We start from the raw sequence: 17195 nt of genomic DNA, 5'->3' as shown, positions 1-17195 counted from the left end.
CGTGATCGCCAACCTGCTGGTCGCCAACCGGGGCGAGATCGCCCGCCGGGTGTTCCGCACCTGCCGGAGCCTCGGCATCGCCACCACCGCCGTCTACGCCGACCCGGACGCCGACGCCCCGCACACCCGGGAGGCTGACGCCGCCGTCCGGCTCCCCGGCGCGGCACCCGCCGACACGTATCTGCGCGGCGACCTGATCGTCAAGGCCGCGCTGGCCGCCGGGGCCGACGCCGTCCACCCCGGCTACGGATTCCTCTCCGAGAGCGAGGAGTTCGCGCAGGCGGTGCTCGACGCGGGCCTGACCTGGATCGGCCCGCCCCCGGCCGCGATCGCCGCGATGGGCTCCAAGACCGCCGCGAAGCGCCTGATGGCCGCCGCCGGCGTGCCCGTACTGGAGGCCCTCACCGACCCCGTCGAGGCCGACCTGCCGCTGCTGGTGAAGGCGGCCGCGGGCGGCGGCGGGCGCGGCATGCGGGTGGTCCACCGGCTGGACGAACTCGCGCCCCGACTGGCCGAGGCCCGCGCCGAGGCGGCCAGGAGCTTCGGCTCGGACGAGGTGTTCTGCGAGCGCTACCTGCCCACCGGGCGGCACGTCGAGGTCCAGCTGCTCGCCGACACGCACGGCACGGTGTGGGCGGTCGGCGAACGCGACTGCTCGCTGCAGCGCCGCCACCAGAAGGTCATCGAGGAGGCCCCGGCCCCCGGCCTCGACGAGGAGGTGCGCACCGCGCTGCACGCGGCCGCCGTCGCCGCCGCCCGGGCGATCGGCTACACCGGCGCCGGCACGGCGGAGTTCCTGCTCGCCCCCGACGGCCGGTTCCACTTCCTGGAGATGAACACCCGCCTCCAGGTCGAGCACCCCGTCACCGAGTGCGTCACCGGGCTCGACCTGGTCGCGCTCCAACTGCGCGTCGCCGAGGGCGAACCGCTGCCCGCCCCGGCACCGCCCGCCCCGCGCGGCCACGCCATCGAGGCCCGCCTCTACGCCGAGGACCCGGCGCGCGACTGGCAGCCGCAGACCGGCACCCTGCACCGTCTCGAACTCCCCGGCACCACCGTCGAGTTCGCTACTGCCGACGGTGACACCGGGCTGCGCCTGGACTCCGGGGTGGCGGCCGGCAGCGTGATCGGCGCGCACTACGACCCGATGCTCGCCAAGGTCGTCGCCTGGGCGCCGACCAGGGCCGCCGCCGCCCGCCGGCTCGCCGACGCGCTCACCCGGGCCCGGATCCACGGGCCGGTCACCAACCGGGACCTGCTCGTCGCGGCGCTGCGCCACCCCGCCTTCCTGGCCGGCCGGGTGCACACCGCCTTCCTGGCCGAGCACGCCGCCGGTCTCGCCCCCGCCCCCGGCGGGGACGCGGCGGCGGCCCTCGCCGCTGCGCTGGCCGACGCCGCCGAACGCCGCGTCGGCTCGGCGCTGCCCTCCGGCTGGCGCAACCTGCCCTCGCAGCCGCAGAGCAAGCGGTACGCCGCCGCCGACGCCACCGTGTACGAGGTCCGCTACCGGTTCGGCCGGGCCGGGCTGGTCGCCGAGGGCCACCCGGGCACCACGCTCGTCTCGGCGACGCCCACCCGGGTGGTCCTGGAGACCGACGGCGTCCGCAGCGGCTACGACATCGCGCGCCACGGCGACCGGGTCCACCTGGACACCCCGGCCGGCGCCACCGTGCTGACCGCGCTGGAGCGCTTCCCCGACCCGGCCGCGCAGGTCGATCCGGGGGCCCTGCTCGCCCCGATGCCCGGCACCGTGGCGCGCACCGCCGTCGCGGTCGGCGACACCGTCACCGCGGGCCAGCCGCTGCTCTGGCTGGAGGCGATGAAGATGGAGCACCGGGTCACCGCCCCCGCCGACGGCGTGCTCACCGAACTCCGGGCCGTCCCCGGCCAGCAGGTCGAACTCGGCACCCTGCTCGCCGTCGTGCAGCCGGCGCCCTGAGGGAGCCTCCCGAGCCCGACTCCCCGAGAAGGCACCCGAGACCCCCGGGGAGAGCGCCGACTCCCACCCGATTCCCGTGCCAGCCCCGATCCGCCCGGAAGGACGACCGCATGTCCGCACCGCGCACCACCACCCCCGGCAGCCCGCTGATCGAGAGCTCCGAACGCCAGGCCCTGCGCCGCGCCGTGGCCGACCTCGGCAGCCGCTACGGCTCCGCGTACTACCTGGGCAAGGCCCGGGCCGGCCTGCCCGCCGACGAGCTCTGGGCCGAGGCCGGCAAGGCCGGCTACCTCGGGGTCAACCTGCCCGCCGAGTACGGCGGCGGAGGCGGCGGCATCGCCGACCTCTCCATCGTCCTGGAGGAACTCGGCACCGCCGGCTGCCCGTTGCTGATGCTGATCGTCTCCCCGGCGATCTGCGGCACGGTGATCGCCCGCTACGGCACCGAGCAGCAGAAGCGGCAGTGGCTGCCCGGCCTCGCCGACGGCACCCGGCGGATGGCCTTCGGCATCACCGAGCCGGACGCCGGCTCCAACTCCCACCGGATCTCCACCGTCGCCCGCCGCGACGGCGCGGACTGGCTGCTCACCGGCCGCAAGGTGTTCGTCTCCGGCATCGACCACAGCGACGCCGTGCTGTTCGTCGCCCGCACCGAGGACGCCCGGACCGGCAAGCTCAGGCCCGCGCTCTTCGTCGTCCCGCGCGAGACTGCCGGGTTCGAGTACCGCCCGATACCGATGGAACTCGTCTCCCCGGAGAAGCAGTTCCAGGTCTTCCTGGACGACGTCCGGCTGCCCGCCGACGCCCTGGTCGGCGACGAGAGCGCCGGGCTGCTGCAACTCTTCGCCGGCCTCAACCCCGAGCGGATCATGACCGCCGCCTTCTCGCTCGGCCTGGCCCGCCAGGCCCTCGGCCGGGCCGTCGAGTACGCCAGGACGCGGACGGTCTGGTCGACCCCGATCGGCGCCCACCAGGGCCTGGCCCACCCGCTCGCCCAGTGCGCGGTGGAGATCGAACTCGCCCGGCTGATGACGCAGAAGGCCGCGCTGCTCTACGACGGGGGCGACGACCTCGCGGCGGGCGAGGCCGCCAACATGGCCAAGTACGCGGCCGGAGAGGCCGCCGCCCGCACCGTCGACCAGGCCGTCCAGACCCTGGGCGGCAACGGCCTGACCCAGGAGTACGGGCTCGGCGCGCTGCTCGCCGCCACCCGGGTCGGCCGGGTCGCCCCGGTCAGCCGGGAGATGGTGCTCAACTTCGTGGCCCAGCACACCCTCGGGCTGCCCAAGTCGTACTGACCCGGGGCCCGGGCGGGCGCCCGGCTGGAGCGCTCCGCCGCCGAACTCCCGCGCGACGCCGGCGGCGCGGGCCACCGTCTGTGCGAGGCGGTGGCCCGCCGCCGCCCGGCGCCCGGCGGGCCGGCCCGCCGGGCCGCCCGGCGACGTGTGCCCTGGTCGGGAGCGGGCGAGCGGAGCGGACCGGGTGCGCCGGGCACGGCGACCGGCCGGCACGGGACCCCGCCGCCCTTCGTCACAATGGAGCAACGCTCCGCCACTGTCCGTATGCTCCTGTGCGCGCGCTCGGCCGACCGGCGGGCCGGACCACTCGCCGATCCCCCCGACCGGGCGTCAACTACCCCTTTGGAGGCACGCCTTGGTGTTCCACAGCGAGTTCCCGGACGTCGGCATCGTCGATCTGCCGATCCACGAGGCGGTGCTCGGCTCCGCCGCCCGCTACGGCGACCGGCCGGCCCTGATCGACGGGATCACGGGGGAGTCGGTCAGCCACGTGCGGCTCGCCACGGCCGTCCGCCGGGCGGCCGCCGGGCTGGCCGAGGCCGGCGTGCGCCGGGGCGACGTGGTGGCACTGTTCAGTCCCAACACGGTCGCGTACCCGATGGCCTTCTACGGCGCCACCCGGGCCGGGGCGACCGTCACCACGGTGTCCTCCCTCGCCACCCCGGGCGAGCTGGCCGGCCAGCTCGCCGACAGCGGCGCGCGCTGGCTGATCACCGTCTCGCCGTTCCTGGACACCGCCCGGCAGGCCGCCGGGAAGCTCGCCGCCGAGGGCCGGGCGCTCGCCGAGATCATCGTGCTGGACGGCGCCGAGGGCCACCGCTCGCTGGCCGACCTGCTCGCCTCCGGCGGCCCCGACCCCGAGCCGGCGATCGACCCCGGCAGCGACCTCGCCGTCCTCCCCTATTCCAGCGGCACCACCGGCCTGCCCAAGGGCGTGATGCTCACCCACCGCTCGATCGCCACCAACCTCGCCCAGACGGACGCCCTGTACCGGCCGCGGGAGGGGGAGCGGATCCTCGCCGTCCTCCCCTTCTTCCACATCTACGGCCTGGCCGCCCTGCTCAACCAGCCGCTGCGGTGCGGCGCCACCGTCGTCGTCCTGCCGCGCTTCGAGCTGGAGCAGTTCTGCCGCACCATCGAGGAGCAGCGCGTCCAGGCCCTGATCGTGGCACCGCCGATCGCGCTCGCCCTGGCCAGGCACCCGGTGGTCGACCGCTTCGACCTCTCCTCGGTGGAGTACCTGCTCTGCGCGGCCGCCCCGCTGGACCCGGACCTGGCCGCCGCCTGCGCCCGGCGGCTCGGCCTGCCGCACATCCTCCAGGGCTACGGCATGACCGAGCTGTCCCCGGTCTCGCACGTCGTCTCCCCGACCGAGACCGACCCCCCGCCGGGCTCGGTCGGCCGGATGGTGCCCTCGACCGAGCTGCGGGTGGTCGCCCTGGACGGCAGCGGAGCCGACCTCGGCCCCGGCGAGCCGGGCGAGCTGCTGCTCCGCGGCCCGCAGGTGATGAAGGGGTACTTCGGCCGGCCCTCCGACACCGCCGCCACCATCGACGCCGACGGCTGGCTGCACACCGGCGACGTCGGCCACGTCGACGGGCGCGGCTACCTGTACGTCGTCGACCGGGTCAAGGAACTGATCAAGTACAAGGGGTACCAGGTCGCCCCCGCCGAGCTGGAGGCCCTGCTGCTCAGCCACCCGCAGATCGCCGACGCCGCGGTGATCGGCGTCGTGGACGCGGACGGCACCGAGTACCCCAAGGCCTTCGTGGTCCGCGCCCCCGGCAGCGCGCTCACCGAGCAGGACGTCACCTCCTTCGTGGCGGCCGAGGTCGCCCCCTACAAGAAGGTGCGGGCGGTGGAGTTCCTGGACGCCGTCCCCAAGTCGGCCGCCGGCAAGATCCTGCGCCGGGAGCTGCGGGCCCGCGAGGCCGCCCGCTGAGGCGGGCGGCGGATCTGCGAGGATCGACCCCGCCCGGACCCCCAGGACAGGACCAGTCGCCGCCGATGACCGCCCACCCCGCTGCCGCCCGTACCCCCCAGCAGGACCGCAGCCGCGCCACCCGGCAGCGGCTGCTGGCGGCGGCCGTCGACTGTCTGGCCGAGGTCGGCTGGAACGGCGCCACCGTCTCCGTGGTCGCCGAACGGGCCGGAGTCTCCCGCGGCGCCGCCCAGCACCACTTCCCGACCCGCGAGGACCTCTTCACCGCGGCCGTCGAGCACGTCACCGCCGAGCGGCTGGCAGCCGTCCGCGCCCACGCGGACGAGCTGCCGGCCGCCGGACCGGACCGCACCGTGGCCGTGGTCGACATGATCGTGCGCCTCTACACCGGTCCGCTGTTCCGCGCGGCCCTGCACCTGTGGGTCGCCGCCGCTACCGACGAACCGCTGCGTGCGCGGATCGTCGCACTTGAGGGCAGGGTCGGCCGCGAGGCCCACCGGGCCGCCGTCGAGTTCCTGGACGCCGACGAAAGCCGCCCCGGAGTGCGCGAGACGGTGCAGGCGACCCTCGACATGGCACGCGGTCTCGGACTGGCCGACCTGCTCTCCGACGACAGCGCCAGACGATCCGGAGTGATCCGGCAGTGGGCGGGCCTTCTGGAGGGTACGCTGCGGCCGGTACGCCCATGACGCCCGTACGACAGGTCCGTCCGAGGAACCTCTGACCAAGGGGTCGCCGGGCGGCCGATGTCCGTGCAGTCTGGAGAAGAACCCCGGCCGGCACGGACCACGAGGCCCCGCCCGGCCGGACACGAGCCGAACGCGGGGTGCTGGCTGATCATGCACGGACACGAATGGGACGAGACCGACGCCGCCGGCCCCGCACCGGGCGGAGCCTCCGTACGCCTGGACGGCCATCGCCTCGTCCCGCTCGCCACCGCGCTGCTCCAGGAGGACGGCCTCATCCTCCACTGGAGCGAGGACGCCGAGGCGCTGCTCGGCTTCTCCTCGGAGGAGGCCGTCGGCAGCTACGCCGCCCAGCTGCTCACCGCCCGCACCGACCGCCCCGAGGTGCTCGCCCTGTTCGAGCGCATCATGAGCGGCAAGGGCTGGTCCGGCGTCTTCCCGGTCCGCCACCGCGACGGCCACGTGGTCGAGCTGGAGTTCCGCACCTACCCGATAGCCGGCCCCGGCGGCACCCTGCTGCTGCTCGCCACCGCCTCGGACACCCAGGCCCTGCACCGGGTCGAGGCCGACCTCGCCGTCCTCGACGGGATCTTCGGCCAGTCCCCGATAGGCATGGCCGTCTACGACACCGACCTGCGCTACGTCCGGCTCAACCTGGCGCTGGCCCGGATGAACGGCGTCCCCGTCGAGGACCACCTCGGACGCCGGATCAGCGGCGTCCTGCCCGGCATCAACAGCGCCGAGATCGAACAGACCATGAGACAGGTGCTCACCACCGGCCGTCCCGTGGTCGACGCCCGCTCGCACGGCCGCGTCCCCGGCGACCCGCGCCGCGACCGGGCCTGGTCCGCCTCCTACTTCCGGCTGGAGGACTCCACCGGCCGGGTCTTCGGCGTCTGTTCGTCCATCATCGACGTCACCGAGCGGTTCCAGGCCGAGGCCCGCGCCGCCCGCGCGCAGGAACGCCTCACCACCATCGCCGAGGCCACCGCCCGGATCGGCACCACGCTCGACCTCCAGCGCACCGCGGAGGAGCTGATCGAGGCCGTCGTCCCCCGGTTCGCCGACTTCGCCACCGTCGACCTGCTGGAGCCGGTGCTGCGCGGCGCCGAGCCCGCAGCGATCCCCGAGGACCGCTCCGTCCAGCTGCGCGCCGTGGCCGTCGGCGAGTCCTACGAGTCCGGCCTGGCCCACGCCGTCGACACCGTCGGCGACGTCTCCGAGTACGCCCCCGACCGCAGCTACACCCAGTGCCTGCGCAGCGGCCGCCCGCTGCTGCGGGCCCAGGTGGACGAGGACGTGCTGCGCGGCCTGGTCGCCACCGAGGAGCGGGTCGCACCGGGCATCGGCGCCGGCATCCACTCGTACCTGATGGTGCCGCTGACCGCCCGGGGCATGGTGCTCGGCGGCTCCGAGTTCATCCGGATGCGCAACCCCGAGCCGTTCACCGACGCCGATGTCGCGCTCGCCGAGGAACTGGTCGCCCGCACCGCGATCGCGATCGACAACGCCCGGCTCTACCGGCGCGAGCGCGAGACCGCGCTGACCCTCCAGCGCAGCCTGCTGCCGCAGGAGATCCACCGCACGCTCGGCCTGGAGATCGCCTACCGGTACCTGCCCAGCAGCATGACCAGCGAGGTCGGCGGCGACTGGTTCGACGTCGTCCCGCTCTCCTGCGGCCGGGTCGCGCTGGTGGTCGGCGACGTGATGGGCCACGGCATCCGGGCCGCCGCCACGATGGGCCAGCTGCGCACCGTCGCCCGGACCCTGGCCACCCTGGACATGCCGCCCGAGCAGGTGCTGACCCGGCTGGACGAGACCGCCTCCGGGATCGGCGAGGGCCAGTTCGCCACCTGCATCTGCGCCGTCTACGACCCGCTGGAGCGGACGGTGCAGGTGGCCTCGGCGGGCCATCTGCCCCCGGTCTCGGTCGCGCCGGACGGCACCGCCCGCCGGATCGACGTGCCGCCCGGCGCCCCGCTCGGGGTCGGCGGCGTGGCCTTCGAGTCGATCGGCTTCACCCTCCCCGAGGGCGGCCTGCTGGCCCTCTACACCGACGGCCTGGTCGAGCGGCGCGGCCAGGACCTCGACGACGGCATCGACCTGCTCGCCCGCACGCTCTCCGGCCCCGGCCGCACCCTGGAGGAGAACTGCGACGCCGTCCTCGGCGCGCTGGTCACCGACGGCACCGACGACGACATCGCGATGATCATGGCCCGGGTGCTGCCGCTGCCCTCGGACCGGATCGCCACCCTCTCGCTCACCGGCGGCGGCCGGCTGCCCGGCACGGCCCGCCGCTTCACCCGCGCGACGCTGGACGGCTGGGGCCTGTCCGCACTCTCCGACTACGCCGAGCTGCTGGTCAGCGAGCTGGTCACGAACGCCCTGCTCTACTCCGACACCCCGCGCCGGCTCCGGCTCTTCCGCGACCGGGTGCTCACCCTGGAGGTCGCCGACTCCGGCGGCCAGACGCCGCAGCTGCGCCCGTTCGCCGAGCAGGACGAGGGCGGGCGCGGGATGTTCCTGGTCAACGAGCTGGCCCAGCGCTGGGGCAGCCGCCTGACCAGGGACGGCAAGGTGGTCTGGGCGGAGCTGGAGCTGCCGTTCGGCACCGGTTGAGCGCACCGACGCGCGGGACCTCGCACCCCGGGGAGGGGTGCGAGGTCCCGCGCGCGGCCCGGGGTCAGAGCGCCGCCTTCTCGCGGTCGGGCTGCCGCGCCGCCGCCTCGGCCCGGTCCCGGTCGGCGGCCTTCGGCAGGCCCCGCAGCAGGCGCCAGGCGAGCGCCGAGGCGGCCAGCAGCAGCCCGCCGGCCAGGATCGCGGCGATGTTCATGCCGTGCACGAAGGAGTCACGGGCGCTGTCCAGCAGCGGACCGGCCAGCGTCTGCGGCAGACCGTGCGCCACCTCGACCGCGCCGCCGAGCGACTCGCCGGCCTGGGTGGCGGCGGCCTGGCCCGCCCCGGCCGGCACGGTCAGCCCGCTCGCGTAGAGCGAGCCGACCACCGAGCCCACCAGGGCGATGCCGAGCGCCGTCCCCAGCTCGTAGGCCGTCTCGGAGACCGCCGAGGCGGCGCCGGACTTGTCGGCCGGCGCGGCGCCCAGCACCAGGTCGGCGCCGAGCGTGTAGACCACGCCCTCGGCGGTACCGACGATCAGGAAGGCCGCGGCGAGCACCAGGTAGGTGGAGTCCTGCTGCACCCAGCCGAGCAGGCCGATGCCGGTGCCCATGGCCAGCAGGCCCAGCGTCAGGGTGGCCCGGGCTCCCGCCCGCCGCGCCAGCCGGGCGGTCAGCAGACCGCCGACCACGGCTCCGGCGAAGGCCGGCAGCTCGGCCAGACCGGCCTTGAGCGGCTCGTAGCCGCGCACCAGCTGCAGGTACTGCGAGGTCACGAAGACCACGCCGGAGAGCCCGACCAGCGCGGTGAGCGAGGCCAGCACCGCCGCGGTGAAGCGCCGGTCCGAGAAGAGCCGGACGTCCAGCAGCGGGGTGGTCAGGCGCAGCTGGCGGCGGACGAAGACGGTCAGTGCGGCGGCGCCCAGCACGGCCGCGACCGGGACGTCCCAGCGCGCCACGCCGTGGGCGGCGGCCTCCTTGATCGCGTAGACCGCGGCGATCACCCCGGTCAGCGAGAGCACCACGGACAGCACGTCCCAGCGGCCCGGCTTCGGGTCCTTGGACTCCGGCAGCAGCCAGGCCCCGAAGACCAGCAGCAGCACCAGGACGGGGATGTTCAGCAGGAACACCGAGCCCCACCAGAAGTGCTCCAGCAGCACCCCGCCGACCACCGGTCCGAGCGCGGCGCCGGCGGTGGCGGCCGCGCCCCAGATGCCGATCGCGGTGGCCCGCTCGCGGTCGTCCGGGAAGAGGCTGCGGATCAGCGACAGGGTGGACGGCATGATGGTCGCCCCGGCCACGCCGAGCAGCGCGCGGGCCAGGATCAGCCAGCCGGCGCTGGGCGCGTAGGCGGCCAGCAGCGAGGCGGCGCCGAACGCGGTGGAGCCGGCCAGCAGGAGCTTCTTGCGGCCGATCCGGTCGCTCAGCGAACCCATGCTGACCAGCAGGCCGGCCAGCACGAAGGAGTAGGCGTCGCCGATCCAGAGCAGCTGCGTGCCGCTGGGGCGCAGTGTCTCGCTGATCGACGGTATCGCGAGGGACAGGACGGTCGCGTCGACGGCGACCAGGGTCACGGCCAGGACGAGGACGGCGAGGCCGATCCAGCGCTGGCGGGGGCGGGTGAGGACGGTGCTGCTCATGGGTATCGGTTTCCGGCCGCTGGTGCGGGCCTGTGGTCCGAGGTGCTGTGGGTGGGGTGGAGGGCTCAGTGCGGCCGCGGCGGCCGCAGCGCGCCGCCGAGGAAGAGCTCGGCGAGCGAGAAGGCGCCGTCCCGGGGGGCGAGCCGACCGTCCTGGACGGCCCAGCCGACGCCGGCCACCAGGTCGAAGAAGGCCTCGCTGAGCCAGCCGGCGGAGAGCTCGACGCGGAACACGCCCTGCTGCTGGCCGCGCAGGAAGAGCGCCTGCAGCCGGCTGATCTGGGCGTCCCAGAGCTCGTTGATGTCCTCGTCGTCGTACAGCTGGTTCTCGCCGGCCAGGAAGGCGCAGAGTGCGGCGTCCGGCACGATCCGGTCGACCAGGCGGCGCAGCGCGGCGTGCGCGTCGCCGTCCTCGACGGCGGCCGCGTCCAGGGCGGCGCCGAAGGTGCGCAGGCCGAGCAGGCCGACCTCGCGGATCAGCGCCTCGCGGCCGGGGAAGAGCCGGTGCAGCGTGGCGCGGCTGATGCCCGCGGCCCGGGCGATCTCGTCCAGGTGGGCGGTCGGGCGGCGGGAGAGCACGCCCACAGCGGCTTCGAGGACAGAGTCGCGGTCGGTGGCCATGGGGCCAGTCTACGCCAAATGAGACGTCCGTGTCTCAATCTTTTCTTGGATGCCTCAGTCGAGGCCCCGGTGTCGTGGCGGGGTCCGTGGGGCCGGTGGGCCGCAGGGCCGGTGGACCGGTGGGGCTGGTGGACCGGTGGGGCTGGCGGGGCACGGAACCAGTGGGGCCGGGCCCGGTGGGCGTCCGGGCATGCAAAACCGGGGACGGCGGTGGCCGTCCCCGGTCGCGGGTCTGGTGCCGGCGATCGCTGCCGGTCAGCTCTGGTTGTAGAACCCGGTCTCGTCCAGCGGTCGGTCGATGACCATCACCTCGACGTCCGCCGGCGTGAGCAGGAAGACCCGGCGGGCGATCCGCTCGATCCCGCCGCAGGTGCCGAAGATCAGCCCGGAGGCGAAGTCGACCATGCGCTTGGCCTCGGCCTCGTCCATCTCGGTGAGGTCCATGACCACCGGGATGCTCGCCCGGATGTGCTCGCCGACCGTTCGCGCGGCCTCGAAGCCCGTCGGCCGCAGGGAGACGATCTTCGTGGGAGCCGGGGAGGACGGTACCGTCTCCTGCTCGATCCACTCGTCGTCGTACACCGCGGCCGGGTAGTTCCCGGAGGGCATCAGCCACCCGTTGTGGTGCTCGTCGCGAAGTGCTCCCATGCCGCGCCTCCCTGCCTCGTTCCGTACAGGTCCCCCGGTGCGCGTGTCCTTTTGACACGTCATCCACTCGTCGGAACTGTCCGAGTATCGCACTGATCACCGGTCCCGTGCCCGCTCGCGACCCCCGTACGAGTCGTGCCGCGCCGGAAACCCGGGCGAACCCGGGCAACAGTTGCGACGCAGCGGAACGGCGGACGGTTGCGCGCGTAGACCATATCGGTCGTGGTCACCGCCGAATTGACCTTCTGTCAACGATGTGGGAACGATTTCACTCGCCGGTGACGCCGTCGACCAATTCGCGCAGCAGATCCGCGTGACCGTTGTGCCGGGCGTACTCCTCGATCATGTGGACCAGGATCCAGCGGAGCGTCACCTCCCGTCCCTGGCGCGGTCGCTTGCCGACCGTCTCCGGCGGCAGGCCCTCGCAGGCGGCCCGGGCGGCCGTGATCTGCCCCTGCCAGGTGGCGAAGTCCTCCGCGGCGTCGGCGGAGTCGACGAAGTCGAAGTCGCCGTCCGGGTGCTGCTCGGTCCAGTAGAGACCCGCGGTGCCGGGCTCCTCGCCGAGCAGGATGATCCGGAACCAGTAGCGCTCGACCTCCGCCATGTGCCGGACCAGGCCGAGCAGCGAGAGCGAGGACGGCGGGACGGCGCGCAGCCGCAGTTGGTCGGCGCCCAGCCCCTCGCACTTGCGGGCGAGGGTGGCGCGGTGGAACTCCAGCCACGCGGTGAGCATCGCCGTCTCGTCCGCCGCGAACGGGGGCTCGGGCCGGTCGACGGCGGGGATCGGGTCGTTGGTCATGGCGGCCATCCTGGCGTACCCGGTGGGGCCGGGGCGACCGAATAGTCGGTGGGCGCGCCGGGTACGCCGGGCGCGCCGGGCCGTCGGCCGGGTTGTCCGGCTCAGGCCTGCGGGACGCGGCGGCGGGCGGCGGCCCGCCACACCGACACCAGGCTGCCGACGGCCAGGACGGCGATCGCGCCGGCCGACAGCAGGAAGGCGGCCGAACCCGGCTTCCCGGCGCTGGCCGCGGCCGTGACGTACACCGCCGTGGTCGGTACCACGCCGATCGCGGTGGCGGTCAGGAACGGCAGGAACCGCACGCCGGAGAACGCGGCGCCGTAGTTGCCGGCCTGGAACGGGAGCCCGGGCAGCAGACGCAGCAGCAGCACGCTGCGGAACCCCTGCTCGGTGAACCGCCGGTCCAGCGCGGTCAGCAGGCGCCCGCGCAGATAGGGGCGGAGGGCGTCGCGGCCGAGCAGCCGGCCCAGGGCGAAGGCCGCCGCCGCGCCCAGGGTGGTGCCGAGCACGGCCAGCAGGATGCCCTGCTGGATGCCGAGCAGCAGTCCCGCCGCCGCGTTGAGCGCCGGGCGGGGTACGAAGGCCAGCGTGCCGACCGCGTAGACCGCGGTGAACGCGGGTGCCAGCCAGTACCCCGGCACCCCGGCCGGGAGCCCGTCGGAGAGCAGCGCCGACGGGCTCCAGAGCAGCAGCGAGCCGGCCGCCGCGGCGAGGATCACCACCAGCAGGGCGAACCGCGGCCAGGGCGAGCGCAGCCACGACGCGGGCCGGGGCGGCGTCGGGTCGGGCGTCGGCGGGGGCGCGGGCGGTGCGGGTGCGGGAGCGGGTGCGGGCACCGCCCGAGCCTAACCGGGCGGCCCGGTGCTCCGGGCGGTGGGTTCACCCCGTGACCGCCCCGGTGACCGCCTGGTGACCCCCCCCGGCGACCGGCCGGTCACCGGCGGCCCGGAGGCGGCGGCTTCTGACGCGGCCGCCGGTCAGCTGTGCGTGCCGTGCTGGGCGGGGGAGTAGATCCAGGCCTGGTTGAAGCCGTAGTTGCGCTCCCACTGGATGATCGGGGTGCCGTCGGCGGGGTTGGTCCCGGGGAGGTCCAGCACGAGGCCGCTGCTGCGGTTGGTCAGCGAGCGGATGCCGCTGTGGTGGACGACGGTCTCCGACCAGATCTGGTTGAGCCCGCCGTTGCAGTCCCACTGGTCGGCCTGGACGCCCCAGGCGGTGCTGAAGCCGGGGATCTCCAGGCACTTGCCGCTGTGGACGTTGACGAGCTGGTTCGCGTCGGTCCAGGCCCACTTCTGGTTGTCGCCGCCGGTGCAGGTCCACTGGCGGACCGGGGCGCCGTCGTCGGTGCGCCAGTCGGCGACTTCCAGGCACTTGTTGGTGATGGCGTTGCGGACCTCGGTCGGGCTGGTCACGACGACCGGGACGGAGGCCTGTGCCGTGGTCGGGACGGCGGCGGTGAGCACGCCGGCCGCGGCGAGCGCCGCGGTGGCCGCGCCGAGGCGCCGGAGCGGAGAGGTGCGGAGCTGAGCGGTGCGGAGCACGGTCATCGGATCCCCCTGGTGTCGGGTGGTCGGGCAGGCTTCGGCATGGTCAGTGGTGCGGTCCGGGCGGGAACGGCGAGTAGTACCAGACCTGGTTGTCCGCCCCGTTGAGGCCCCACTGGATCACCGGCGCGCCGTCGGCGGCGCTGCCACCGGCCACGTCGAGGTAACGGCCGCTGTGGGCGTTGACGAGGTGGCGGAGCCCGCTGTGCAGCCGGCTCGCGTCGCTCCAGCCCTGGTTCGCGCCGCCGTTGCAGGTCCACTGGCCGACCGCGGTGCCGGGGTCGCCGCTGTACCCCGGGATCTCCAGGCACTTGCCGCTGTGGACGTTGACGAGCTGGTCGGCGTCGGTCCAGACCCACTTCTGGTTGTCGCCGCCGGTGCAGGTCCACTGGCGGACCGGGGCGCCGTCGTCGGTGCGCCAGTCGGCCGCCTCCAGGCACTTGTAGGTGGCGAGGTTCCCGATCTGGAAGGGGGCGGAGGTCGCCGCCCGGGCCGGGCCGGCCGGTGCGGCGACGGCCAGGCCGGTGGCGAGGGCGAGGGCGGTGACGGTCGGGACGAGGCGTCGCCCCGTGGTGGAGCGGTCGGTCATCTGGTCCCCCTGGGTCGGTGCGGTGCTCGGGTCTGCCGGGGTGCCCGGCGGGGTGGCGGTGCTCCCCGCCGGGGCGGGGCCGGCTCTACAGCACCACGGACGGGTTGAAGTACCAGCGCTGGTTGGACACGCCGGTCGGGTACCACTGGATCACCGGGGCACCGTCGGCGGCGGTCCCGCTGTTGACGTCGAGCACGAGGTCGCTGTGGAAGTTGACGACGGCCAGCGAGCCCTGGCTGTCGTTGACGACCCCCCAGCGCTGGTTGGCGCCCTTGTCGCAGGTCCACTGGTCGGCCCGGGCGGCCGGTGCGGTGGAGTAGCCGGGGATCTCCAGGCACTTGCCGCTGTGGACGTTGACGGCGTAGCCGTCGGTGAACCGCCACTTCTGGTTGTCGCCGCCGGTGCAGGTCCACTGGCGGACCGGGGCGCCGTCGTCGGTGCGCCAGTCGGCGACCTCCAGGCACTTGCCGCTCGACTGCACCCGGACCTCGACGTCGGTGGCGGTGCTGATCGGCTTGTAGTTCATTCCCGCCGCCGAGGCGGGCGCGGCGGCCGCCAGGGCGCCGCCGAGGGCGAGGGTGACGACGGCGGCGGCGGAGCCGACGCGTCGCTTGCTGCTGGTTCGGCCGGTCATGAGTCCCCCTGTGCTGTGGACGTGACGGTCGCCGGCCGGGTCAGGCCGCTCCGGACGGGCCCGGGGCGGCGGCGAAGGCCAGCAGGCGCAGCCAGGACTCCCTGGCCGCGTCGGTGTGTTCGACGGCGCCCAGTTCGAAAAAGTTGTGCGGCGCCTGAGGAAAGTCATGAACTCGTGTGAACAGCCGGCTGCCGTGAGGGCCGCGTCGAAGGCGGCGACCGTCCCGGCGGGGATGTGCTCGTCGGCGCCGCCCCAGAAGGCGAGCACGGGGGCGGTCAGGCCGGGGGCGAGCTGGGTGGGGCCGGGGGCGCCGTTGATGGCGTCGGGGTAGCCGTAGTAGCCGACCACACCGGCGAGGCCGAACCGGGGGGCGGCGGCCCGGAACGCCTGGCGGCCGCCGAAGCAGAAGCCCAGGGCGACGACCTCGGTGACGCCGGTCGCGCGCAGCCGGCCGATGCCCGCGGTGAGGTCGGCGTCGAGGCCGTCCGGGGTGAGGGCGAGCAGGTGCGGCAGCAGGTGCGGGAGCTCGCCGAATTCCGGCCCGCGCTCCCGCGGCGCGGCGCCGGCGGTGCGCCCGTAGTAATCGACGGCGAGTGCCGGGTGGCCCTGTTCGGCGAGCCGGACGGCGGTCGCCCGGTAGAAATCGGAAAGGCCCCGGTTGTCCGGCAGGACGAGTACGCCGCGGCCGGTCGGCCGGACCGGCCGGGCCAGGAAGGCGGCGAATTCCGTGCCGTCGCCCGAGACGAGGGTGAGATCGGTGGATTCGGCCAGGGCGCTGCCCGCGGGGGTGAAGGCGGGGGGCGCGGAGTCGGCGTCGTAGCACACGGGGAGAATTCCTCCACTGGTCGCGGAACTGCCGGATGCTCCATGCATCCGGCAGTCGGCGATATTAGCGAAGAATTCAATTGTGCGGGGCCAGCATATCGCCCGGGAATTACCTTGGCAAGGCTATTTCGAGGACGGTGCGATCACGTTTTCGGTGGCCCGCTTCCCGGTGGTCGGCGGGTGGTCGGTGGCCGCCGCCCCGGCGCCCGGTTCGGCCCGGCGCAGGGCGCCGGCGCTCAGCAGCAGGGCGAAGGCGAGCGCCGCGACCACGCCGAAGGAGACGGTGAGCGAGGTGGCCTGGGCGAGCGCCCCGATGATGGCCGGCGCCACCAGGCCCGAGGTGTAGGTGACCGTCGCGACGCCGGCGATGGCCTGGCTGGGGTTGGTGCCGATCCGTCCGGCGGCCGCGAAGGCGAGCGGGACGACGACCGCGATGCCGATGCCGATCAGCGCGAATCCCGCGATGGCCGGGGCCGGGCTGTCGGCGAGGACCACCAGGACGCCGCCCGTGGTGGCGACCGCGCCGCTGATCCTGGTCGCCCGCACGGCGCCCAGGCGGCGGATCGCCGCGTCGCCCGCCAGCCGGCTGACGGCCATGGTGAGCGCGAACGCGGTGTACGAGGCGGCCGCGACGGTGGCCGAGGCGCCGGTGACGTCCTTGAGGTAGACGCCGCTCCAGTCCATCGAGGCGCCCTCGGCGAACACCGCGCAGAAGCCCACCAGGCCGATCACGAGCGAGCTGCGCGGCGGCAGGGCGAAGCGCGGCGGGGCCTCGTCCTCCTCGGCCGCCCGCAGGTCGGGCAGGCCCCGGCAGACCGGCTGGGCCAGGCAGAGGAGCACCACGGCGGTGACGGCCAGCTGGAGCCGGGCGTCGAGGTCCTGGTGGGCGGCGAGGATGCCGAAGGCCGAGGCCACCAGCCCGCCCGCGCTCCACATCCCGTGCAGTCCGGACATGATCGAGCGGCCCAGCCGCTGTTCGACCTCCACGCCCTGGGCGTTCATCGCCACGTCCGCCATGCCCGCCGTCGCACCGTAGGCGAGCAGGAACAGGCAGAGCAGCGGCAGCGAGGGGGCGAGGGCGGGGAGGGTGAGCGCCAGGCACCAGATCGACAGCAGTCCGCGCACCGCGGCCCGGCCCCCGTAGCGGTGGACGAACCGGCCGGCCAGCGGCATCGCGAGGGAGGAGCCGATGGCCGGCATCACCAGGGCGAGCCCGAGCTGGCCGGGGGAGAGGTCCAGCCGGTCCTGGAGCCAGGGGATGCGGGTGACGAAGGTGCCGCCGACCGCGCCGTGCACGGCGAAGACCAGCGCGATGCTCGCCCTGGCGCGGCGCGGGTGCGCCAGGGGCCCGGCGGCCGGCCGGCCGTGGGGTGGTCCTGTGGTCAGGCTGTCGGTCATCCGGTGTTCCCTCCCGGC

14 protein-coding genes are annotated in these 17195 nt (G+C 74.7%); 5 read left to right on the top strand and 9 right to left on the bottom strand.

The features are described from left to right. Position 1 precedes the first annotated feature (1 nt). The 5 genes from ACFWA9_RS11930 (at position 2) to ACFWA9_RS11910 (ending at position 8484) form a co-directional block, all read left to right on the top strand. On the top strand, positions 2–1939 hold the full coding sequence (locus ACFWA9_RS11930) for an acetyl/propionyl/methylcrotonyl-CoA carboxylase subunit alpha (protein ID WP_380385965.1): 1938 nt from the start codon (positions 2–4) through the stop codon (positions 1937–1939). Between the two features lie 110 nt (positions 1940–2049). After that, positions 2050–3237, top strand: a complete 1188-nt coding sequence (locus ACFWA9_RS11925) for an acyl-CoA dehydrogenase family protein (protein WP_380385962.1) — start codon at positions 2050–2052, stop codon at positions 3235–3237. A gap of 355 nt (positions 3238–3592) precedes the next feature. Beyond that, positions 3593–5179 carry a 4-coumarate--CoA ligase family protein gene (locus ACFWA9_RS11920; RefSeq protein WP_380385959.1) on the top strand — a complete coding sequence of 529 codons (1587 nt, stop codon included), beginning with the start codon at positions 3593–3595 and terminating at the stop codon, positions 5177–5179. A gap of 65 nt (positions 5180–5244) precedes the next feature. Continuing rightward, on the top strand, positions 5245–5868 hold the full coding sequence (locus tag ACFWA9_RS11915; RefSeq protein WP_380385956.1) for a TetR/AcrR family transcriptional regulator: 624 nt from the start codon (positions 5245–5247) through the stop codon (positions 5866–5868). Positions 5869–6018: 150 nt separating this feature from the next. After that, a complete protein-coding gene (locus ACFWA9_RS11910; protein ID WP_352292338.1) occupies positions 6019–8484 on the top strand; it encodes a SpoIIE family protein phosphatase in 2466 nt (821 codons plus the stop codon). Between the two features lie 64 nt (positions 8485–8548). On the opposite strand, the gene ACFWA9_RS11905 is transcribed toward ACFWA9_RS11910, so the two are convergent. From ACFWA9_RS11905 to ACFWA9_RS11865, 9 genes are all read right to left on the bottom strand, one after another. After that, on the bottom strand, positions 8549–10120 hold the full coding sequence (locus ACFWA9_RS11905; RefSeq protein ID WP_380385953.1) for an MFS transporter: 1572 nt from the start codon (positions 10118–10120) through the stop codon (positions 8549–8551). 65 nt (positions 10121–10185) lie between these two features. Continuing rightward, on the bottom strand, positions 10186–10740 hold the full coding sequence (locus ACFWA9_RS11900; RefSeq protein WP_352292334.1) for a helix-turn-helix domain-containing protein: 555 nt from the start codon (positions 10738–10740) through the stop codon (positions 10186–10188). Between the two features lie 255 nt (positions 10741–10995). Then, positions 10996–11388 carry a cell division protein SepF gene (locus tag ACFWA9_RS11895; RefSeq protein ID WP_329486140.1) on the bottom strand — a complete coding sequence of 131 codons (393 nt, stop codon included), beginning with the start codon at positions 11386–11388 and terminating at the stop codon, positions 10996–10998. A gap of 268 nt (positions 11389–11656) precedes the next feature. Next, complete coding sequence (locus ACFWA9_RS11890) at positions 11657–12187, bottom strand: DinB family protein (protein ID WP_329486139.1); 531 nt, start codon at positions 12185–12187, stop codon at positions 11657–11659. Positions 12188–12288: 101 nt separating this feature from the next. After that, on the bottom strand, positions 12289–13023 hold the full coding sequence (locus ACFWA9_RS11885; protein WP_380385948.1) for a TVP38/TMEM64 family protein: 735 nt from the start codon (positions 13021–13023) through the stop codon (positions 12289–12291). Between the two features lie 141 nt (positions 13024–13164). Beyond that, positions 13165–13734 (bottom strand): RICIN domain-containing protein, encoded by a 570-nt coding sequence (locus ACFWA9_RS11880; RefSeq protein ID WP_380385945.1) that lies wholly within the window; start codon positions 13732–13734, stop codon positions 13165–13167. A gap of 43 nt (positions 13735–13777) precedes the next feature. Beyond that, positions 13778–14320: an RICIN domain-containing protein gene (locus ACFWA9_RS11875; RefSeq protein WP_380385942.1), complete on the bottom strand. Its 543-nt coding sequence runs from the start codon at positions 14318–14320 to the stop codon at positions 13778–13780. A gap of 85 nt (positions 14321–14405) precedes the next feature. Beyond that, entirely contained in the window at positions 14406–15779 is a 1374-nt protein-coding gene (locus ACFWA9_RS11870) for an RICIN domain-containing protein (protein WP_380385939.1), read from the bottom strand. Positions 15780–15902: 123 nt separating this feature from the next. After that, positions 15903–17177, bottom strand: a complete 1275-nt coding sequence (locus ACFWA9_RS11865) for an MFS transporter (protein WP_380385936.1) — start codon at positions 17175–17177, stop codon at positions 15903–15905. Positions 17178–17195 lie beyond the last annotated feature (18 nt).

This window comes from Kitasatospora sp. NPDC059973 (assembly GCF_042737525.1).
In the GTDB taxonomy this organism is placed as follows: Bacteria; Actinomycetota; Actinomycetes; order Streptomycetales; family Streptomycetaceae; genus Kitasatospora.
Note: the sequence above shows the minus strand (reverse complement) of the source record. Positions and strands in the feature narration are given on the sequence as shown.